Below are 20,749 nucleotides of genomic sequence, written 5' to 3'. Positions count from 1 at the left end.
GGCCCCGGCCGGCTCCGTCCACCGCAGGAACACCAGGAGGAACGACCGTGTCTGGCTTGCAGGACAAGGTAGTGATCGTGACGGGCGGCGCCGGCGGGCTGGGCCGGGCGGTCGTCGCCCGCCTGGCCCGGGACGGGGCCGCGGTGGTGGTGACCGGGCGGGGCAGTGAGCAGGGCGAGAAGACCGCCGCCGAGGCCGGCGGGATGTTCCTCCGCCACGACGTGACCGTCGAGGACGACTGGAAGGCCGTGGTGGACGCGGTCGTCGGGCGCTACGGCAGGCTGGACGGCCTGGTCAACAACGCCGGGGTCGACTCCTGGTCGCTGATCGAGGACGAGAGCCTGGAGAAGTTCGAACAGGTCGTGAAGGTCAACCTCACCGGGGTCTTCCTCGGCGTGAAGACGGTCGTCCCGGCGATGCGCGCGGCCGGCGGCGGCTCGATCGTCAACGTCGGCTCCGCCACGGGCCTGAACGGGCACCCCATGACCGCGGGGTACGGGGCGTCCAAGTGGGGCGCCCGCGGCCTGACGAAGACGGCGGCGGTGGAGCTGGGCCGCTACCGGATACGGGTGAACTCCGTCCATCCCGGCCTCGTCTACACCCCGATGACCGCCGCCAACGGCGCCCAGCCCGGCGAGGGCAACTTCCCCTTCGCCCCGCTGAACCGGCTCGGCACGCCGGAGGAGATCGGCGAGGCGGTGGCCTTCCTGGTCTCCGACGCGGCCTCGTACATGACGGGCGCGGACATCGCCGTGGACGGCGGCTGGTCGGCCGGCGAGACCGCCCTGATGAAGCACGCCCCCGACCCCTCCCCCTGAGCCACCGCTTCCCCCCCGGCCCGCGGGCCGGGGGGCGGGGGGCGGGGGGCGCGGGCGGTCAGCCCAGCAGCTCGGCCATCCGGTCGAGCTGGCGCAGGGTCTCGTCGCGCGGCGCGGACCGCAGGTTGAAGGTGATCTCGTCCACGCCCGCCTCCGTCAGGTCCGCGACGGCCTTCGGCTCGGGCGGGGCCGCGTGCACGACGACCGGCACCCGCCGCCCGGCGCGCTCGCGCAGCTCGGCGACGGCGGGGACGAGCGCCGGAGGGCTCGCGCCGAACGGGAACCAGCCGTCGCCGTACTCGATGATCCGGTCGAACGTCCCCGGCGCCCAGCCGCCGACGAGCACCGGGATCGGGTGCGCCGGCTTCGGCCAGCAGTACGCCGGCGGGAAGTCGACGTACTCGCCGTGGAACTCGGCCAGTTCGTGGGTCCACAGCTCCTTCATCGCCAGCACCCGCTCGCGCATCAGCGCGAACCGGGTACGCGGGTCCGTGCCGTGGTCGCGCATCTCCTCGCGGTTCCAGCCGGCGCCGATGCCGAGGACGGCGCGGCCGTCGGAGATCCGGTCGAGCGAGGCCATCTCCTTGGCGAGGAGGATCGGGTCGCGCTGCGGGATCAGCGCGATGCCGGTGCCGAGCTGCAGCCGCTCGGTGACGACGGCGGCGGCGGTGAGCGTCACGATCGGGTCGAAGGTGCGGTAGTAGACCTGGGGCAGTTCGCCACCGCCGGGGAAGGGCGTCTCCCGGCTGGCCGGGATGTGGCTGTGCTCGGTCACGAACAGCGAGTCGAACCCGCGCTCCTCCACCGCCACGGCGAGCGCGGCGGGGTCGATGCCCTTGTCGGTCACGAACGTCGATATGCCGAACTTCATACGCGATCCTCAGCCGTCAGCGGAGCTTGATGGTGGTGGGCAGCGAGGAGAAGCCCCGGATGTTGGTGGTGTAGACGCGGACGGCACGGTCCGCGTCGATCTCGTACGCGCTGATGCGGCGCGCCAGTTCCGCCAGCACGACGCGCGCCTCCAGCCGGGCCAGCGGGGCGCCGAGGCAGTAGTGCGGGCCGCCGCCGAAGCTGATCACGCGGTGGGTGTCGCGGCCGAGGTCGAAGCGCTCGGCGTCGGGGAACACCTCGGGGTCGCGGTTGGCGGCGGCGATCAGGCACAGGACGCGCGCGCCCGCGGGCATGGGCACGCCGTGCAGGGTGCGGTCCTCGGTGAGGGTACGGACCATGTACTGGACGGGCGTGTCGTAGCGCAGCGTCTCCTCGACCCACTCGGTGATCCCGCCGTCGAAGGCGCGGGCGCGCTGGTCCGGGTTGCGCCACGCCCAGTACCAGGCGTTGCCCAGCATCCGCAGGCTCGTCTCGTACCCCGCCGTGACCAGCAGCCCCAGCACGGCGACGATCTGCTCGTCCGTCAGGGGCGCGCCGTCGGGCCGGGCCTGGCCCAGCGAGGTCAGCAGGTCCGTGCCGGGGTCGCGGCGCCGTTCGCCGACCCAGCGCAGGTAGTAACCGGCCAACTCGCCCATCGCCTGGGCGTTCTCGGGCGTGAGGTCGCGGGCGCCGGGCGGGCGGTGGAAGGCGAGGTGGATGAGGCGGCGCGCCTCCGCCCTGTCCTCGTGCGGGACGCCGATCAGCTCCGAGATCACGTCCATCGGGACGGTGGCGGCGATATCGGCGACGAAGTCGAACGACTCGCGCTCCAGCGCCGGGTCGAGGTGGGCGCGCACGATGTCGCGGATCCGCTCCTCAAGACCGTTCATGTGCCGGGGGCTGAACACCCCGGACACCAGGGCCCGGGTCCTGGTGTGGTCGGGCGGGTCCATGGCGTTGAACGACATCACCTTGTGCGCGTCGGGTCCCCAGATGGCCGAGTCGAGCAGCGGGCCGTTGGCACTGGAGAAGCCCGCCGAGTCGCGCAGCGCGGCGTCGACGTCCGCGTGCCGCGACAGCGCCCAGATGTCCAGCTCCTCGTTGTGGTAAACGGGCGCCTCTTCGCGAAGCTGCGCGTACAGCGGATAAGGATCGACGTTGAGCTGCTCGTCGTAGGGGCTGTACTCCACTGCCATACTCCATCGCCTCCACCGTGGTGATCGGTTCATGGGTCCCTGCGCCGAGTCGACCGGATTCCGCCGGCCGGAACGCGAACGAGCAGGGGCCGGCCGGCTCATCGGGCGGGGGGAGGGAACGCGGCTCGAAGGCGCCCTGCTCGCACGTGGATATGTGCGTCTCATCTGTACGACAAGGCACGCTGGCCGAATGTGAGGCGTGGCGCTGACCCGGTGTGCGGGTGGGTTACCTTGACGAGATGCCGAGGGCGGTTGCGTGGAGGAGGCTGGTGGCGCGATGACCACCGAGTCGGGGCCGGGGTTCGCGGCACCGGATCCGAGCCTGGGTGTGATCATGGGCGAGCGGCGCCAGATGATCAATCTGGCCTACCGGCTGCTGGGTTCGCTCTCGGACGCCGAGGACGCGGTGCAGGAGACGTACGCCCGCTGGTACGCGATGCCGCGGGCCGAGCAGGAGGCCATCGAGTCCCCCGGCGCCTGGCTGACGACGGTGACCAGCCGGATCTGCCTGAACCTGCTGAACTCGGCGCGGGTGCGGCGGGAGACGTACGTCGGGCAGTGGATTCCCGAGCCGCTGCCGGAGCACACCGAGTGGACCACCGCCCGCGGCGGCGGCAGCCCTATGGACCCGGCCGACCGGATCACCCTGGACGAGTCGGTGAGCATGGCGTTCTTGGTCATGCTGGAGTCGATGACGCCGGCCGAGCGGGTGGCCTTCGTGCTGCACGACGTGTTCCGGTACTCCTTCGCGGAAGTGGCCGAGATCGTCGGCCGGTCGCCGGGAGCATGCCGGCAGTTGGCCTCCTCCGCCCGGCGCCGGATCCGGCCGACCCGTACCCCCGCGACCGCGCCGGTCAGGAAGGCCGGCATCGTCCGGGAGTTCCGGCAGGTCTGGGAGGCCCAGGACATCGACGGCCTGATCGGGCTGCTGGATCCGAACGCCACCGTGACCGCCGACGGCGGCGGGCTGGCCGCCGCGGTCGCCCATCCGGTCACCGGCGGCAAGGAGATCGCCATCGCCTGCGCCGACCTGGCGGCCCGGGCCCCGCTGACGATCCTGGAGCGTACGGTCAACGGCCAGCCGGGTCTGGTCAGTCAGCGGAACGGCGAGACCGTCGCGGTTCTGGCCTTCGACATCGACCGGGACCGCATCACCCGGATCTGGGCTGTGCTCAACCCCGAGAAACTCCGCGCCTGGACCACCGGCTGAGTCCGCCACCGGCACGTTGTCCGCGCGGAGTAGCAATATGTTGCCCCCTCCGGATCGCCCGATCCGTCCCCGGGTAGGAAGCGGGCTTCCCCCATAAGATGATCGCGCCGGGAGAGAGCCGGGGGAAGCAGCCGGCAACTAAGCTGGGGGCATGATTCCTTGGCTGCAGCATTCCTGCGAAACCGTGTTCCGCGGATGACCCGCTCAGCGGCTGACATTCCGACCGCCCGCGGCAGAGTCCTGCATCCGGCGCGCGCCAATACCGCCTTACGCAGCCCCGCCTGCCTATCGCGAAAGGATCGCACATGAGCGCTTCCGCCGCCCCGGCGAAGGTGCACCAACTCGTCAGCGCCTTCGTGGACGCACCAGACGACCGTCTCGACGCGGAGTTCCGGCAGTTGACGGGCGCGCTGTGGGGGGACGGTGCCGCCACCGACCTCGCCCTGCCGGCCGCGCAGGAACTCGCCGGCCGTTTCGAGACGCTGGACGACCGGAGACGCGGCTACGCGGCGGTGCTGCTCGGTCTCCTCGTCGAGACCGAGTATCCGGCGACGGACGGCCCCCTCGCCACCGCGGTCGGCACCGGCCTCGACGCCTACGCCGACCTGGCGGGCGGCCTCGACCAGGGCGACCCGCTCTTCCTGGCGCTGTGCTATCTGCTGGCGCACTTCCCCGCGGCCCGTGAGCGCGTGCTCGCCGCGGCCCGGCAGGCCGGCCTGCACGAGGACGACTACTCCCGGCTCGACCGGGCGCTGGCCACGCTGGACCCCGAACACCCCGTTCTCGGCCGGGTGTTCCCCTCCCCGGCCGCCTGGCAGCGGTACGGCGCGGAGGGCGACTTCGACAAGCGCTGGATCGAGGCGATGTCCCCGGAGGAGGTCGTACGCGGCTGGCGCGCCGACACCGGGACGGCCTTCGCCGGCCTCGGCGCCAAGGCGTACTGGGCGGTGCGCAACTGGACCTCCCCCGCCGTCCCCGCGGAGATCGACTTCCCGCCGGACGAGAAGATCGCCCGTGCGGGCGAGCCGGCCGTGAACCTCTTCGACGCGCACGAGCCCGCGCTGCGCTGCCCTGCCTGCGGCGGCGCCTTCGAGGTCGCCGAGCGCCGGGCGCGGTGCACGCAGTGCGACACGGCGTACCCGATCTCGGCCGGCATCCTGGACCTCACCAAGACCATGGCCGGGGACGAGGCCGACGACTTCGACTTCATGGTCGCCGAGACGCCGGGCATGACCCTCTTCTACGAGCGGATCGCCCGCCCCAACTTCCTGCGGCTGTGCGGCAGCAACTGGGACGACGCGGTGACCACCGGCATCGAGGACGACTACCTGGCCCGGCACGTCCGCCCGGTCGAGGGCCCGGTGCTCGACCTCGGCTGCGGCGCGGGCCGCTGGACCGGCGTCCTCGCGGACACCGTCGGCGCGGAGCGCGTCCTCGCGCTCGACGCGACCGGCCCGATGCTCTCGATGCTGCGCGCCCGGCTGGCCGGGGTCCCGGCGATCAGGTCCGGCGCCGCGCCGCTGCCCTTCAAGGACGCGAGCCTGGGCGCGGTGCTGTGCTGGAACGCGCTCCAGGCGTTCCCCGACCCGCCGGCGGCCGTCGCCGAGGTCGGGCGGTGCCTGCGGCCCGGCGGCACGTTCACGGTGATGACGTTCCGGAACTCGGACGATCCCGTCTACCGCCACTTCGTCGCCGCCCACACCCCCGCCGAATACCGGGTCGGGCCGCGCCCGTTCGACCCGGACGCGCTCAAGCAGTTGCTGGCGGACGCCGGGCTGCGGATCCGCGAGGAGTGGGGTCCCGGCACGTTCGTCTTCTTCACCGCGGAACGCGCGTAACCGGCGCCGCCGGCCCTCGTCCCCGGCACCGCGCGAGCCGTCCACGGCCGCGGGGACGAGGGCCGGCGCTCCGGCGCGGGGGTGCACGTCCGGTACGTACCGGGCGGGCATCCGCCTGCCGGAGCGGAGGCGCAGGTCACGGCCGTCGCCCTACGGAGTAAGCTCGTTGCCGGCTGTTGTCACCGACAGCCGCGACCGGCACGGACGGGAGGCGGCGACGTGGTACGGCACCGGGCCGGTGGCGGTTCCCGGCTCGTCACATCGGCGGGATCCCGCCGGTCATCAACTTGGCAGGCGCCGGTGAGAGGACTTGACCAGATGAGTGATCACGACTGGCTGGCCGAGCGGTTCGAAAGTGATCGCCCCCGTTTGCGCGCGCTCTCGTACCGGATGCTCGGCTCTGCCGCCGAAGCAGACGACGCGGTCCAGGAGGCGTGGATCCGGCTGAGCCGCTCGCGCACCGACGAGGTGGAGAACCTCAGCGGCTGGCTGACGACGATCGTCGCCCGGGTCTCGCTGAACATGCTCCAGTCCCGCAAGTCACGCCCCGAGGACCTGGTGGACACCACCGAGGCCGGCGAGCCGCACGGCGAGGCCGCGCCGGACGACCCGGAGGAGGAGGCGGTCCTCGCCGACTCCGTCGGCGTCGCGCTGCTGGTGGTGCTCGACACCCTCACGCCCGCCGAGCGGCTGGCGTTCGTGCTGCACGACATGTTCGCCGTCCCCTTCGAGGAGATAGCGACCATCGTCGACCGCTCCCCCGCCGCGGCCCGCCAACTGGCCAGCCGCGCCCGCCGCCGCGTGCAGCGGGCCGCACCGCTGGCCAGGACCGCGGCCGTCGGCGTGTACGACGAGAGCGCGGACACCCCCAAGACGGGCAAGTCCGATCTGGCCAACGCCTTCCTCGCCGCCTCCCGCGAGGGCAACTTCGAGGCGCTGCTGTCGATGCTGGACCCGGACATCGTGCTGCGCTCCGACGCGACCGCCGTGCAGATGGGCGTCGACGCCGAGCTGCGCGGGGCCGACGCCGTCACCCGCGTCTTCGCCGGCCGCGCCTGGGCGCCGGTGCCGGCGCTCATCGACGGGACGGCCGGGCTGGTCTGGGCGAAGGGCGGCCGGCCGCAACTCGCGTTCCGCTTCACCGTCGACGACGGGCGGATCACCGCCATCGGCATCCAGGCCGAGCTGACGGACGTCGACATCGCGCTCGCGCTCTAGCGCGCGTCCCGTACGGACGGCGGAAGGGCCGGTGTTCCCGCGACGGGAGCACCGGCCCTTCCTGCCGAGCGGCCTAGTCGTTGAGCGAGTCGAACGCCTTGAGCAGCTTCCGCTGGATGTCGCTGATCTGGTAGTACGAGCCGAGCTTGTAGTACTCCTCGCGGGGCGTGAGCGTGAGGCCGTAGACGAGGGTGCGCGCGGAACCGATCAAGTTGAACAACCGTCGAACCTCGGCGATGGTCAAGGCTGCGAGTCGGCGTGCGTGCACTCGTGGCCTCCTGGGCTCGTCCGGTCTTGCGGAGCCCTTTTTTTCGCGACCCGCGCCATCGCCGCCAAGAATGCCAACGCCAGCATGGACATGGTGATGTGGCGATACCAGGCGTCGTACTTGCGCACCTGGTAGTTGTCCAGCCCGGCCTGCTGTTTCGCGGCCTCAAAGCACTCCTCGACCGGCCAGCGCAGTCCGATGACCGCGACCAATTCCGACAGCGATTCCTGGCGCGGGTTGTGGCAGTGGAAGTAGGAGATCTCTCCGTTGTCGATGTTGCGCCGGATCACATACAGGTGTCTCTCGCGCCCGGCGATCACGGCCCAGTCGTAGGTCCGAAACCCCTTCGCGCCGATACCGCAGGCGCGGCGCGTGAAGTCCCCCGGCCGCAAGCCGGCCGCCAGGACGTCCAAGCGGGTCGGGCAATCAGGGTTGGTGGTGACGCCCCCGGTGTTGATGTCGGTGGACTTCGGAACGGCCATGCAGTACGCGGTGCCGCCTTCTTCCAGGAATCTGCGCAGCCCGCGGTTCTGACCGAACTCCTCGTCCGCCGTGAACCACGAGAACGGCACCCCAGCCGCCACCGCGCGCTCGATCATGGCCTGGACCTGCTGCGGACGGGTACGGAAGACCACCTCGTCATCGATTCCCGCCTCGCGGCGGCGCTCGAAGTCAGCGCACCAGGACTCCTGCGGCAAATACAGCTCCCGATCGATCAGGACGCGGTCGCCGCTGCGGTTTGCGTAGGCCAGGAATGTCCCGATCTGGCAGTTATCGATACGCCCGAGGGAGCCGGAGTACTGGCGCTGGACCCCGGCCGACTTCCTCCCTTTCTTGGCGAATCCGGTGGGATCGGCGATGAGCACGCCCCGGGGGTCCGCGAAATGTTCCATGGCGTAGTCGCGGGTCAGGTCCCGCAGCAGGTCCGCGCTCCAGGGGGTGAGATTCAAGAACCGCTGGAGCGCCTTGGGTTCCTTGGCGCCAGCGAACTCGGCAATGGTCCAGCCGTTCTTCCGCTGGAGCGGCGAAAGGAGCCCACGCAGGTACTGGTGGGCGTGCTCGCGGGATTCAGGGCGGTAGAACAGCGGACTGATCCGCTCGCGCAGCGCAGTGAACTCGCGCTTCCACACGGCTAATTCAGCACGGGTTACCGCGCCTTGCGGGAGATCTTGATCACGGGCTTGCGTCGCTGCCATGGACGAAGTCTCTCCCAACCCCATGATCAAGATCTAGCCCTGTAGTACTAGTCGTTGAGCGAGTCGAACGCCTTGAGCAGCTTCCGCTGGATGTCGCTGATCTGGTAGTACGAGCCGAGCTTGTAGTACTCCTCGCGGGGCGTGAGCGTGAGGCCGTAGACGAGGGTGCGCGCCTCGCCCGCGTACGCGTACGGCGCGTTGTTCGCGTACTTCGAGAACTTCGCCAGGTCCTCGTCCCGCTCGGCCGGCGCCAGCGTGGGGTCCCTGCTGATCACGGCGAAGCAGAGCCGTTCGATCCTCCCGCTCTCCCAGTTCAGCGTGGGGTAGACGGAGAACGAGCGGCGCGCGAACGTCAGCCCCACCTCACCGGTCTCCTTCAGCCCCATGTCGCGGATCATCGACCGGACGGCCTCGGGCCCGAGGATGTCGGGGGACATCTCGCTGAAGTACAGGTTGACCGCCTTCTTGTTGTAGTCGATCGACGTCATCTGCACCTTGTCGAGGCCGTACCGCGCGAACAGGTCGGCGTTCTCCTTCACGCTGTCCGGCATGGAGGGGATCTCGGCCAGCTTCGACGCGCTCTGCAGATCGTTCGTGGGGAAGAAGGCGTACGTCTTCTTGAACCCGCCGGTGATCTCGCCGTCGAAGGCGAACATGCTGACGGGACAGTGCTCCTGGGTGTCGGCGAGCAGCCTGCCGACGGGGTGGTCGGTGCGGGGGGTCAACCCCTTGGCTAACGCGACGCGGTACGGGTCGCCGGCCTCCGCCGGCACCGAGATGCTGAAGTCGAGCTCGGTCGCGTACCGTCCGCTCGCCATGGAGAACACCACCACGGCGTCCGCGAGCACCTCGTGGTACGCCTCCAGAGCGGGTCTGACCTTTTCCCGGGAGACGGTGATATCGAGGAGGCGGGCCGCCTCCTCCATGGCTGAATAGACACGCTCGACGTCAGCAGCACCGGACATGGAATCCTCCGCAAGTCGATGGGGGTCGACGGGCCGAAATCAGGTCAGATGTATGGAGCAGCTATCAGCTCAGCCTGCCCAGGGTCCGTCACCCGGCTTGGCCCTGACTGTGGAACCGGTTGGCGCCGACTTGGCGGAACCCTGGCTACCGGGCGCAGCGGCCGGGGCGGCCGGGGCCCCGGCGCGGGTGAATCGGGAAGCTGGCTGCGGCAACGCATTGCCGGGTACGCCGACAAGCCGGTGCCAACTCGCGGCACAGTCCGGGCCAAGCCGCTCACAGGCACCCCGTGCCAGCACTCTCCCGGCACTTTCCGTGCTTTAATCGGTTGCCCCTCTGCCGCCCCGCAGTAGGGACTCGGACCCCTGCTGACCAGGCGGGACGCGCCCTGGCATACCGGTGACAATATGTTGCCCCGCGATGATCCTTGACGCTCACAGCCGCGGTTCCGCAGTCTTTTCCATATGGCTACCGCGGTGGATAACAAGAAGCAATCGGGCGGCAAGAAGCTCATTCTCGCAGAGCCGCGCGGCTTCTGCGCGGGTGTGATCAGGGCCATTGAGATCGTCGAGCGTGCGCTCGAGATCCACGGCGCACCGCTGTACGTACGCAAGCAGATCGTCCACAACGAGCACGTGGTACGCCGGCTGGAGGAGCGGGGCGTCAGGTTCGTCGACTCCGAGACGGAGGTGCCGGACGGGGCGGTGTGCATCTTCTCCGCGCACGGCGTCTCCCCCGAGGTGCGCAGCAACGCGGCGCAGCGCAGCCTCCAGGTCATCGATGCGACCTGCCCCCTCGTTTCCAAGGTGCACCAGGAGGCCCGCCGGTTCGCCCGCGACGAGCGGACGCTGCTCCTGGTCGGGCACGCCGACCACGAGGAGATCGAGGGCACTTACGGGGAGGCCCCGGACCGCACGATCATCGTGGAGGACGCGGAGGCGGCCAGGAACCTGGAGCTGCCTGAGGGCACGCGCGCCGCGTTCCTCACCCAGACCACTCTCTCGGTGGACGACACCGAGGAGATCGTGTCCGTGCTGCGCGAGCGGTTCCCCGAGATCGTGGGCGCGGGCAGCGAGGACATCTGCTACGCCAGCCAGAACCGGCAGACCGCGGTGAAGTCGATCGCCTGGCGCAGCGAACTCGTGCTCGTCGTCGGTTCCGCCAACTCCAGCAACACCGTGCGGATGGTGGAGGTCGCGCAGGCCGCCGGCGCCGAGGCCCGGCTGCTGCCGAGCGTGGACCATCTCGACCCCGCCTGGCTGGAGGGCGTCAGCACGGTCGGCGTCAGCTCCGGCGCGAGCGCGCCCGAGGTGCTGGTCGAGGAGGTCATCGAGCGCCTCGCGTCCCTCGGGTACGCCGACGTCGAGACCGAGGTCACCGCCAAGGAGACCGTCGTGTTCCGGCCGCCGTCGGGGCTCGAACTGCCGAAGAAGGACGGCGCCGGCGCCGGCAAGGGCCTCCCCTCGGACGACGCCACCGAGGAGCTGGTCGGCCGCGCCGTCGCGCGCATCGAGGAGCTGCTGAGCGCCGAGATCGCCCGCTGGCGCGCGGTCGACCCGCGCGCGGCGCTGCCCATCGAGGGCATCGCGGAGCTGATCGCGGCCGGCGGCAAGCGGCTGCGGCCCACGTGCTGCGTGAGCGGATACCTGGCGGCCGGTGGTGCCCTCGACGGCTCGGCCGCCGAGGACGCGGTCATCGGCGCCGCCGCGGCGCTGGAGCTGCTGCACGCCTCCGCCCTCCTGCACGACGACATCCTCGACAACGCGTCCACCCGCCGCGGCGCGCCGACCCTGCACGCCAAGCACTCCGCCGTCCACGCGGACAAGGGCTGGACCGGCGAGCCCCGCCGCTACGGCGAGGGGATCGGCATCCTGGCCGGCGCCCTGGCGTACGGCTACGCCACCCGGCTCGCCGCCGGGCTGACGGGGCCGGCCATGGAGATCTGGACGGACCTGGGCACCGAGATGCTCGTGGGCCAGCAGCTCGACATCGCGCTGGCCGCCGAGCCGAAGCCGGACACGGACCTGGCCCGCTGGATCGCGGTCTGCAAGTCCGGCCGGTACACCATCCACCGCCCCCTCGCCCTCGGCGCGTCCCTCGCCGGGCGGCAGGACCTCCAGGAGACGTTCGCGGCGTACGGCGTCGCCGCCGGCGAGGCGTTCCAGCTCCGCGACGACCTGCTCGACGCCTTCGGCGACTCCGAGGCGACCGGCAAGCCGGCGGGACTGGACGTCAGCGAGCACAAGATGAACCTCCTGCTCGCCCTCGCCGCCACCAAGGACGCCCGGGTGGCCGAGCTGGTGGCGGGGCGCACGTGGGACACCGAGGCGCTCAGCGCCGCGATGCTCGCGTCCGGCGTACGCCAGGAGGTCGAGGAGCACATCGACCAGCTCGTCGGGACCGCCCGCACGGCCCTCCAGGGTGCGCCGCTGGCGGACGGCTGGCGGGAGCGGCTGGACCTGATGGTGGAGTACGTCGCGTACCGCGACCGCTGACCGACCGCCCCCCAGACCGAACCCGAGGGGCCCGCCACCGGTGCCGGCCCAGCACGACAGAATCGAGAGGATGATCAGACGTGGTGGACCTCGGCATGCCCAAGGTGCCCCAGCAGGTGTCTCCCCGGCGCAAGAGCCGGCAGCTCAGGCTGGGCCATGACGACCGAGCCGTGCTCGTCGGCGGCGACGCGCCGGTGAGCGTGCAGTCGATGTGCACGACCGTGACGGCCGACGTGAACGCGACGCTCCAGCAGATCGCGGAGCTGACGGCGTCGGGTTGCCAGATCGTACGGGTCGCCGTGCCCTCGGCCGACGACGCCGACGCGCTGCCGGAGATCGCGCGCAAGTCGCAGATCCCGGTGATCGCCGACATTCACTTCCAGCCGCGGTACGTCTTCGCGGCGATCGACGCGGGCTGCGCCGCGGTCCGCGTGAACCCGGGCAACATCAAGGCGTTCGACGACAAGGTCGGTGAGATCGCCAAGGCCGCCGCGGACGCGCAGGTGCCGATCCGGATCGGCGTGAACGCGGGCTCGCTGGACAAGCGGCTCATGGAGAAGTACGGCAGCGCGACGCCTGACGCCCTGGTGGAGTCGGCGCTGTGGGAGTGCTCGCTCTTCGAGGAGCACGGCTTCCGGGACATCAAGATCTCCGTGAAGCACCACGACCCGGTCGTGATGATCAACGCGTACCGCAAGCTGGCCGCGGCCTGCGACTACCCGCTGCACCTCGGCGTGACCGAGGCCGGGCCCGAGTTCCAGGGCACGGTGAAGTCCGCGGTGGCCTTCGGCGCCCTGCTGGCCGAGGGCATCGGCGACACGATCCGGGTGTCGCTCTCGGCGCCGCCGGCCGAGGAGGTCAAGGTCGGCGCGGCGATCCTGGAGTCGCTCGGGCTCAAGGAGCGCCGGCTGGAGATCGTCTCGTGCCCCTCGTGCGGCCGGGCGCAGGTGGACGTCTACAAGCTGGCCAACGAGGTGACCGCCGGGCTCGACGGCATGGAGGTGCCGCTGCGCGTCGCCGTGATGGGCTGCGTCGTCAACGGTCCCGGCGAGGCCCGTGACGCCGACCTCGGCGTGGCGTCGGGCAACGGCAAGGGGCAGATCTTCGTCAAGGGGAAGGTCGTGGCCACGGTGCCGGAATCCAAGATTGTCGAAACGCTCATCGACGAAGCCATGCGTATTGCCGAGGAAATGGAAGCGGACGAAGACACGCCTGCCGGTACGCCTCAGGTCATCACTCCGTGACCCCTGCGCCCACCCAGTGGAATTGCAATTGAAGAATCGCCAAGTGGGCGCCAAGTCGTTGGTGTATTGGTGGCCAAGTGGGATGGCGGATGCTGGGTGGGCGTAGTCGGGAGTTTCGGCGCTGGTTGGGGTGGTGGCCTGGTGAGCGTGAGTCCGGTGCACAAGCGTGGTTTGTATATAGGTGTTCTTGCGCAGCGTGCCGCGGTCAGGCACGGGTCGATGCTGCTGACTTTGGATCACGATCTGGATGTGCTGCCCGGTGCGGGGCGGCGGATCACGGTCAGCGAACTCGCTTACCACGTCTCCGACCTCGCCGCGCGTCTGGCGGCGGCGGGGGTGCGGGCGGGGGAGCATGTGGTCGTCTACAAGCGGCCGAACTTCGATTCCTGGATCCTGGGCACCGCGGTCGCGCGGATCGGGGCGATACCGGTGATGCTCTCCCCGGCCCTCGACGCCCCCACGGTGGCGGCGTTGATGCAGCGCCTGGGCCGCCCCCACCTGCTCACCGACGCCGCGAAACTCGGCCTGCTGTCCGGCGAGGACCTCGATGAGCTGACGGCTTCGGTGATCACGATCGACTCGCTTGCCGGGCTGGAGGGTTCGCCCGGGGTGCCGGCGGTGTTCACCGCTCTGGACGAGCCGGCGATGATCACGCACACGTCCGGGACGACGGGCCTGCCGAAGCTGGTGGTCCACACCGCCCGCACGATGCGCACCCGGCTGCGGCCGCAGTTGTTCATGCTCGGGGTGATGCCCCGGCGGGAGACCGTCGCGATCAGCATCCCCTTCGTCCACTCCCGCCTGTTCGCCGCGATGGCACTGGTGCTGTTCAAGGGCATGCCGACGCTCCTGGTCAACAACCACGACCCCGAAGCCGTCGCCACGTTCTTCCTCAAGAACCGCCCCGGCCTCATCGAAGCCCTGCCCAACAGCTTCCTCGCCTGGGAAGGACTCGTGAACGACCCCAGGAGGCCGTTCGCGTCGGTGAAGTACTTCTCCTCCACCTTCGATGCCATCCACCCCCGCACCGTCCGCCGCCTGCTGGACGCCTCCCGCCGCCGCTCCCCCCAGTTCTTCCAGATCTACGGCCAAAGTGAGGTCGGACCCGCGGTCGGCAGGCCCTACTACCGGCGCCACGCACGCGACATGGACGGACGCTGCGTCGGCTTCGCCCTCCCCGGCAGCGCCAAAGTGCGGGTCACCTCACAGAACGGCCGTCAGGTCACCCCGGACAACCCCGGGTTCATCGAGGTCCGCTGGGACGGCATCGCCAAGACCTACCACGGCGAACAGGACCGCTACGACGAGAACGTCAACCAGGGCTGGTGGCGCACCGGCGACATCGGCTACCGCACCCGCGCGGGCTGCCTGCACATGCTCGACCGCGAGATCGACACCATCCCCGGCGTCGGCTCCAGCCTGGAGATCGAAGACGCCGTCCTGGACCGCCTCGACGAACTCGTCGAACTCGCCGTCGTCCAGGGCCCCGGGAACAAACCCGTCCCCATCGTCTGCACCCGCAACGACGAACCCGTCGACCCCCACCGCTGGCAACAAGCCACCCGCGACTACCCCCAACTCACCGACCCCGTCCACATCCCCCTCGCCCAACTCCCACGCACCGCCACCCTCAAAACCCGCCGCGTCGAACTCACCCGCATCCTCCACGACAAACTCCAAGAACAACCCTGAACAACCCCGTGGCTCGGGGCCGGATCCGGCCCCGACCCGACACGCAGCGGGCGCGCCGGGCGGAACAGCCGCCGGCGCGCCCGCCGACTGTAGGTGAACTTGGGAGGTCTGACCGGTGTTCAGCCGTGTGGCGATCATCAACCGCGGCGAGGCCGCGATGCGGCTCATCAAGGCCGTCGGCGAGCTCAACGCCACGGGTGCGCCGCGGATCGAGACCGTGGCGTTCCACACCGACGCCGACGCCACGGCCACGTTCGTGCGCGCCGCAGACCTCAGTTACGACCTGGGCAGGGCGGCGGACCGCCCCTATCTCGACCTCGCCGTGCTGGAGCGCGCCCTGGTCGGATCCGGCGCCGACGCCGCCTGGGTGGGCTGGGGCTTCGTCGCCGAGGACCCGGCCTTCGCCGAGCTGTGCGGGAAGCTCGGCGTGACCTTCATCGGTCCGGGCCCCGAGGCGATGCGGAAGCTGGGCGACAAGATCAGCGCCAAGCTCCTCGCCGAGGAGGTCGGCGTCCCGGTCGCGCCGTGGAGCCGCGGCCCCGTCGAGGACCTGGACACGGCGCTGCGCCAGGCCGAGCGGATCGGCTATCCGCTGATGCTCAAGGCGACCGCGGGCGGCGGCGGCCGGGGCGTACGGGCCGTGCACGAGCCGGGCGAGCTGACCGACGCGTTCCAGCGGACCAGCCAGGAGGCCGAACGTGCCTTCGGCAACGGCGCGTTGTTCCTGGAGCGGCTGCTCGTCGACGCGCGGCACGTCGAGGTCCAGGTGATCGCCGACGGCCGGGGCGGGGTGTGGGCGCTGGGCGTACGGGACTGCTCCGTGCAGCGCCGGAACCAGAAGATCGTCGAGGAGTCGTCGTCGCCGGTGCTGGCGGCCGAGCAGGTGGCTCGGCTGAAGGAGTCGGCGGAGCGGCTGGCGCTCGCGGTGGGCTACCGCGGCGCGGCCACGGTGGAGTTCCTGTACCAGCCGAAGGACGGCATGTTCGCCTTCCTGGAGGTCAACACCCGGCTGCAGGTGGAGCATCCGGTCACCGAGGCCACCACCGGCATGGACCTCGTCAAGGCGCAGCTCCACGTGGCCGCGGGCGGCCGGCTGACCGGCGGCCGGCCGGCCGAGCTGGGGCACGCCGTCGAGGCCCGGCTCAACGCCGAGGACCCCGACCGCGACTTCGCGCCCGCCCCGGGCCGTATCGCGCTGCTCGACCTGCCCGCGGGTCCCGGCATCAGGGTCGACACCGGCGTCAGCCAGGGCGACACCATCCCCGCCGACTTCGACTCGATGATCGCCAAGGTGATCGCGTACGGGCGGGACCGCGCGGAGGCGCTGTCCCGGCTGCGGCACGCGATGCGCGAGACCACCGTGCTCATCGAGGGCGGCACCACCAACAAGAGCTTCATCCTCGACCTGCTCGACGAGCCCGCGGTGATCGACGCCGGCGCCGACACCGGCTGGATCGACCGGGTACGGGCGGAGGGCGGGCTGGCGTCGCCGCGGCACTCCGGCGTCGCGCTGGCCGCCGCGGCGATCGAGGCGTACGAGGACGGGAAGCAGGCCGAGTTGCAGCGGCTGCTGGGCACCGCGCGCGGCGGTCGCCCGCAGGTGCACCACGAGGGCGGCCGCCCGGTCGACCTCACGCTGCGCGGCGCCGGGTACCGGCTCACGGTGGCCGAGACCGGCCCCGGCCGCTACCGCGTCGGTTTCCGCTCCGGCACGGATACGGACGACGGCACTGTGCGGGCCGTCGACGCCGTGCTGGAGCGGTTCGACGAGCACACCGGGCAGATCCGGCTCAACGGCCACCGCTTCCGGCTGGTCACCGGCGCGCACGGGCCGGTGCACCTGGTCGAGGTCGACGGTGTGACGCACCGGATCAGCCGTGACGAGGGCGGCGTGGTCCGATCCCCCGCCCCCGCGCTGGTGGTCGCGACGCCGCTCGGCGCCGGGGAGGAGGTCGACGAGGGCGCCCCGGTGCTCGTACTGGAGAGCATGAAGATGGAGACGGTGCTGCGCGCGCCGTTCCGCGCGGTGCTCAAGGAGTCGCTGGTCGCCGTCGGCAGCCACGTCGAGACCGGTGCGCCGCTGCTGCGCCTGGAGCCGCTCGACGACGTCGACGCCGCGCCGGTGGCCGCGGGCGTCGACCTGGACCTGCCCGCGGAGGCCGCCGGGCAGAGCGCGGAGCAGCGGGCCGGGCGCGGCCTGGCGGACCTGCGCAGCCGGCTCCTCGGCTTCGACGTCGACCCGGCCGGGGCCGACGACGCCCTCGCCGGCTACCTCGCGGTGCGCGCCGTGCTGCCGGAGCGCCCGCTGGCGGCGGAGGCCGGGCTGCTGGAGGTCTTCGCCGACCTCTCCGAGCTGAGCCGCAACAAGCCGGAGCACGAGGAGACCGCGGCCGAGACCTGGGTGCGCAGCCCGCGCGAGTTCTTCCACACGTACCTGCAGAGCCTCGACGCCGAACGCGCCGGGCTCTCCGAGACGTTCCAGGGCCGGCTGACCCGCGTGCTGGGCCACTACGGCGTCGAGGGTCTCGACCGTACGCCCGCGCTGGAGGAAGCGGTCTTCCGGATCTTCCTCGCCCGGCAGGCCGCCACCGCCGACGTCGCGGTGATCACCGCGCTGCTGCAGCAGTGGCTCACCGAGGCGCCGCCGCCCGACGGGCTGCGCCAGGTGGTGAGCCAGGCGCTGGAACGCCTGATCCGGGCGACGCAGTTGCGCTTCCCGCTGGTCGGCGGCCTCGCGCGGAGCCTGGTGTTCCGCTGGTACGCGCAGCCGCTGCTGCGCCACACCCGCGCCACGGTCTACAACCGGATACGCGACCACCTGCACCACCTCGACGCGCACCCGGACGCGCCCGACCGCGACCGGCGGATCGCCGACATGGTCGCCAGCCCCGAGTCCCTCATCCAACTGCTGGGCGAGCGCATCGCCCGCCCGGACGCCGAGGCGGACCCGCTGCTCGAGGTCCTCGTCCGCCGCGCCTACCGCGACCACCGGCTGACCGACGTGCGCTGCGAGACGGTCGCAGGCCGGCCGTTCGTCACCGGCCGCTACGAACTCGACGGCGTCTCGCACCGGCTGCTGGTGACCGTCGCCGACTTCGGCGACCTGGCCGGCGCCGCCGCGACCGTGGCGGAAGTGGCCGCCGCGGAGCCCGACTCGACCGCCGTCGTCGCCGAGTTCTACCTCACCTGGACCGGCCGGCCCCCGGAGACCGACGACATGGCCGCCGGGCTGCGCGCGGCGCTGTCGGGATCGCTGCCCGCCAGCCTGCACCGGATCACCACGACGGTCGCCGGGCACAACGGCGCGGCGCCGCAGCACTTCACGTTCCTGCCCTCCCCCGAAGGACCGGAGGAGGACAAGCTGATGCGCGGCATGCATCCGCTCATCGGCCAGCGGCTGCTGCTGCGCCGGCTGCGGAACTTCGACCTCACCCGGCTGCCGTCCGTCAACGAGGACGTCTACCTGTTGCGCTGCGTCGCGCCGAGCAACCCCGCGGACGAGCGGCTGGTCGCCATGGCCCAGGTCCGCGACCTGACCCCGCTGCGGGACGAGGAGGGCCGCATCCTCGCGCTGCCCGAGGTCGAGGCGGCGCTCGGCGCCTGCCTGGACGCGATCCGCAGGGAGCAGGTCAGGCGGCCGGGGAGCAGACGCCAGGACACCAACCGCATCTTCATCAACGTCCGCCCGCCCAGCGACCTGACGCTCGCGGAGCTGAACGACGTGGCCCGCCGCGTCCTGCCGACGACCGGGGGCCTGGGCGTGGAGGAGGTGCTGCTCCTCGGCTGCCGGCGCGACCGGCGCGGTGGTCTTGTGCCGGCCGCGGTGCGGGTCTCGTACGACGTGGCCGCGGGCGTCCGCCTCAGCGTCACGGACCCGCCCGCCGACCTGCTCCAGCCGCTCGACGACTACGGCCAGAAGGTGCTGCGGGTGCGGCGCCGGGGCACGGTCTACCCGTACGAACTGTTCGACATGATCGCCGGCGCCGGCGGCACCTTCACCGAGCACGACCTCGACGACTCCGGCGCGCTGGCCCCCGTACAGCGGCCGAAGGGCCTGAACAAGGCCGGCATCGTGGCCGGCGTGGCCACCACGCCGACCGAGCGCTACCCGGAGGGCGTCACGCGCGTCGTGCTCCTCGGCGACCCGGTGAAGGCGCTGGGCGCGCTCTCCGAGGCGGAGTGCGCGCGGGTGGTCGCGGCGCTCGACCTGGCGGAGAGGCTGCGGGTGCCCGTCGAGTGGTACGCGCTGTCCGCGGGTGCCCGGATCGCGATGGACTCGGGCACCGAGAACATGGACTGGATCGCCCGCGCGCTGCGCCGCATCGTGCACTTCACGCAGGACGGCGGCGAGGTCAACGTCGTCGTCGCGGGCGTCAACGTCGGCGCGCAGCCGTACTGGAACGCCGAGGCCACGATGCTGATGCACACCCGGGGCGTGCTCGTGATGACCCCGGACTCGGCGATGGTGCTGACCGGCAAGAGATCGCTCGACTTCTCCGGCGGCGTCTCCGCGGAGGACAACTTCGGCATCGGCGGCTACGACCGGGTGATGGGCCCGAACGGGCAGGCGCAGTACTGGGCGCCCGACCTGAAGGCCGCGCGGGACGTGCTGCTGTCGTACTACGACCACAGCTACGTGCTGCCCGGCGAGGCCGGCCCGCGCAGGGCGCGGACCACAGACCCGGTCGACCGGGACGTGAGCGACTTCCCGCACCCCGCCGAGGGCAGCGACTTCACCACGGTCGGGGAGATCTTCTCCGCCGCGACCAACCCGGACCGCAAGAAGCCGTTCGACATCCGCACGGTGATGCGCGCGGTCACCGACCAGGACCACGCGGTGCTGGAGCGCTGGGCCGACATGGCCGACGCGGAGACCGCGGTGGTGCAGGACGTGCACCTGGGCGGGCGTCCTGTGTGCCTGGTGGGCATCGAGTCGCGGTCGGTGCAGCGGCGCGGCTTCCCGCCCACCGACGGGCCGGACGCGTACACCGCGGGCACGCTGTTCCCGCGGTCGTCGAAGAAGGTCGCACGGGCGGTGAACGCGGCGAGCGGGAACCGGCCGCTGGTGGTGCTGGCGAACCTGTCCGGGTTCGACGGCTCGCCGGAGTCGATGCGCGAGCTGCAGTTGGAGTACGGCGCCGAGATCGGCCGGGCGATCGTCAACTTCCGCGGCCCGATCGTGTTCTGCGTGATCTCGCGCTACCACGGCGGCGCGTTCGTGGTGTTCTCCAAGGCACTGAACCCGGGCATGACGGTGCTGGCGGTGGACGGTTCGTACGCCTCGGTCCTCGGCGGCGCGCCGGCGGCCGCGGTGGTCTTCGCCGCCGACGTGGACGCCCGTACGGCCGCGGACGCCCGGGTGACCGACCTGGAGACCCGTCTCTCCGCGGCCTCGGGCAGGGAGCGGGCGCAGCTCGCCGGGCGGCTGGAGAGCGTGTGGGCGGCGGTGCGCGCGGAGAAACTGGGCGAGGTCGCCGCGGAGTTCGACGGCGTGCACTCCATCCAGCGCGCGCGGCAGGTGGGTTCCGTGGACGCGATCATCCGTCCCGATGAGCTGCGGCCGCAGCTCATCGCGGCCGTGGAACGCGGGCTCGAGGAAGGCGCGCAGGGGTGAGCCGCCAAGACGATTTACTTCCGTTTGTCAAAACACCGGGGGCGTCAAGAACCGGATATTCGTTCGCCCGTTTACGGACGTCAGCCACCGTCCCATCCGGTGTTTTACCGTTTTCGGCAACCGGATC

Annotated in this window: 13 protein-coding genes; 8 read left to right on the top strand and 5 right to left on the bottom strand. The window is 71.4% G+C overall.

Going from position 1 to position 20,749, the window contains the following annotated elements; all coding sequences use genetic code 11:
- Positions 1 to 47 precede the first annotated feature (47 nt).
- Positions 48 to 818 (top strand): glucose 1-dehydrogenase, encoded by a 771-nt coding sequence (locus OG946_RS26615; protein ID WP_326798520.1) that lies wholly within the window; start codon positions 48 to 50, stop codon positions 816 to 818.
- Between the two features lie 58 nt (positions 819 to 876).
- Here the strand turns inward: OG946_RS26615 and OG946_RS26610 are convergent, their stop codons facing one another.
- Positions 877 to 1,689: an LLM class F420-dependent oxidoreductase gene (locus OG946_RS26610; protein WP_326798519.1), complete on the bottom strand. Its 813-nt coding sequence runs from the start codon at positions 1,687 to 1,689 to the stop codon at positions 877 to 879.
- Positions 1,690 to 1,705: 16 nt separating this feature from the next.
- Positions 1,706 to 2,878: a cytochrome P450 gene (locus OG946_RS26605; protein ID WP_326798518.1), complete on the bottom strand. Its 1,173-nt coding sequence runs from the start codon at positions 2,876 to 2,878 to the stop codon at positions 1,706 to 1,708.
- Between the two features lie 283 nt (positions 2,879 to 3,161).
- Between OG946_RS26605 and sigJ the strand changes: the two genes are divergently transcribed.
- The 3 genes from sigJ to OG946_RS26590 all read left to right on the top strand — a co-directional run bounded on the left by sigJ (position 3,162) and on the right by OG946_RS26590 (position 7,150).
- Positions 3,162 to 4,094, top strand: a complete 933-nt coding sequence (gene sigJ, locus OG946_RS26600) for an RNA polymerase sigma factor SigJ (RefSeq protein ID WP_326798517.1) — start codon at positions 3,162 to 3,164, stop codon at positions 4,092 to 4,094.
- Between the two features lie 305 nt (positions 4,095 to 4,399).
- Positions 4,400 to 5,932 (top strand): methyltransferase domain-containing protein, encoded by a 1,533-nt coding sequence (locus OG946_RS26595; RefSeq protein WP_326798516.1) that lies wholly within the window; start codon positions 4,400 to 4,402, stop codon positions 5,930 to 5,932.
- Between the two features lie 318 nt (positions 5,933 to 6,250).
- Positions 6,251 to 7,150: a sigma-70 family RNA polymerase sigma factor gene (locus tag OG946_RS26590; RefSeq protein ID WP_326798515.1), complete on the top strand. Its 900-nt coding sequence runs from the start codon at positions 6,251 to 6,253 to the stop codon at positions 7,148 to 7,150.
- A gap of 73 nt (positions 7,151 to 7,223) precedes the next feature.
- Here the strand turns inward: OG946_RS26590 and OG946_RS26585 are convergent, their stop codons facing one another.
- The 3 genes from OG946_RS26585 to OG946_RS26575 are packed head-to-tail and all read right to left on the bottom strand — an operon-like array spanning position 7,224 to position 9,579.
- Positions 7,224 to 7,361 (bottom strand): hypothetical protein, encoded by a 138-nt coding sequence (locus tag OG946_RS26585; RefSeq protein WP_326798514.1) that lies wholly within the window; start codon positions 7,359 to 7,361, stop codon positions 7,224 to 7,226.
- A gap of 29 nt (positions 7,362 to 7,390) precedes the next feature.
- Positions 7,391 to 8,614, bottom strand: coding sequence for an IS701 family transposase (locus OG946_RS26580; RefSeq protein WP_326794931.1), 1,224 nt, complete (start codon positions 8,612 to 8,614; stop codon positions 7,391 to 7,393).
- Between the two features lie 47 nt (positions 8,615 to 8,661).
- Entirely contained in the window at positions 8,662 to 9,579 is a 918-nt protein-coding gene (locus OG946_RS26575; RefSeq protein ID WP_326798513.1) for an aromatic prenyltransferase, read from the bottom strand.
- A 462-nt stretch (positions 9,580 to 10,041) separates the two neighbouring features.
- Here OG946_RS26575 and OG946_RS26570 point away from each other — a divergent pair, with 462 nt between their 5' ends.
- From OG946_RS26570 to OG946_RS26555, 4 genes are all read left to right on the top strand, one after another.
- Positions 10,042 to 12,072, top strand: a complete 2,031-nt coding sequence (locus tag OG946_RS26570) for a 4-hydroxy-3-methylbut-2-enyl diphosphate reductase (protein WP_326798512.1) — start codon at positions 10,042 to 10,044, stop codon at positions 12,070 to 12,072.
- A 95-nt stretch (positions 12,073 to 12,167) separates the two neighbouring features.
- The gene (ispG, locus tag OG946_RS26565; protein WP_047020377.1) at positions 12,168 to 13,316 is read left to right on the top strand and encodes a flavodoxin-dependent (E)-4-hydroxy-3-methylbut-2-enyl-diphosphate synthase; all 1,149 of its coding nucleotides are present in this window, start codon (positions 12,168 to 12,170) and stop codon (positions 13,314 to 13,316) included.
- Positions 13,317 to 13,535: 219 nt separating this feature from the next.
- Entirely contained in the window at positions 13,536 to 15,008 is a 1,473-nt protein-coding gene (locus OG946_RS26560) for a class I adenylate-forming enzyme family protein (protein ID WP_326798511.1), read from the top strand.
- A gap of 115 nt (positions 15,009 to 15,123) precedes the next feature.
- Positions 15,124 to 20,622 carry an ATP-binding protein gene (locus OG946_RS26555; protein WP_326798510.1) on the top strand — a complete coding sequence of 1,833 codons (5,499 nt, stop codon included), beginning with the start codon at positions 15,124 to 15,126 and terminating at the stop codon, positions 20,620 to 20,622.
- The last annotated feature ends 127 nt before the right edge of the window (positions 20,623 to 20,749 follow it).

The sequence above is a fragment of the Streptomyces sp. NBC_01808 genome (assembly GCF_035917395.1).
In the GTDB taxonomy this organism is placed as follows: Bacteria; Actinomycetota; Actinomycetes; order Streptomycetales; family Streptomycetaceae; genus Streptomyces.
This window is presented reverse-complemented; position numbering and strand designations above follow the sequence as displayed.

Coding starts and splice junctions, on each gene's coding strand:
- OG946_RS26560 (WP_326798511.1), top strand. CDS start 13,536: ATGCTGCTGACTTTGGATCACGATCTGGATGTGCTGCCCGGTGCGGGG.
- OG946_RS26610 (WP_326798519.1), bottom strand. CDS start 1,689: ATGAAGTTCGGCATATCGACGTTCGTGACCGACAAGGGCATCGACCCC.
- OG946_RS26580 (WP_326794931.1), bottom strand. CDS start 8,614: ATGGCAGCGACGCAAGCCCGTGATCAAGATCTCCCGCAAGGCGCGGTA.
- OG946_RS26575 (WP_326798513.1), bottom strand. CDS start 9,579: ATGTCCGGTGCTGCTGACGTCGAGCGTGTCTATTCAGCCATGGAGGAG.
- OG946_RS26590 (WP_326798515.1), top strand. CDS start 6,251: ATGAGTGATCACGACTGGCTGGCCGAGCGGTTCGAAAGTGATCGCCCC.
- sigJ (WP_326798517.1), top strand. CDS start 3,162: ATGACCACCGAGTCGGGGCCGGGGTTCGCGGCACCGGATCCGAGCCTG.
- OG946_RS26595 (WP_326798516.1), top strand. CDS start 4,400: ATGAGCGCTTCCGCCGCCCCGGCGAAGGTGCACCAACTCGTCAGCGCC.
- ispG (WP_047020377.1), top strand. CDS start 12,168: ATGCCCAAGGTGCCCCAGCAGGTGTCTCCCCGGCGCAAGAGCCGGCAG.
- OG946_RS26570 (WP_326798512.1), top strand. CDS start 10,042: ATGGCTACCGCGGTGGATAACAAGAAGCAATCGGGCGGCAAGAAGCTC.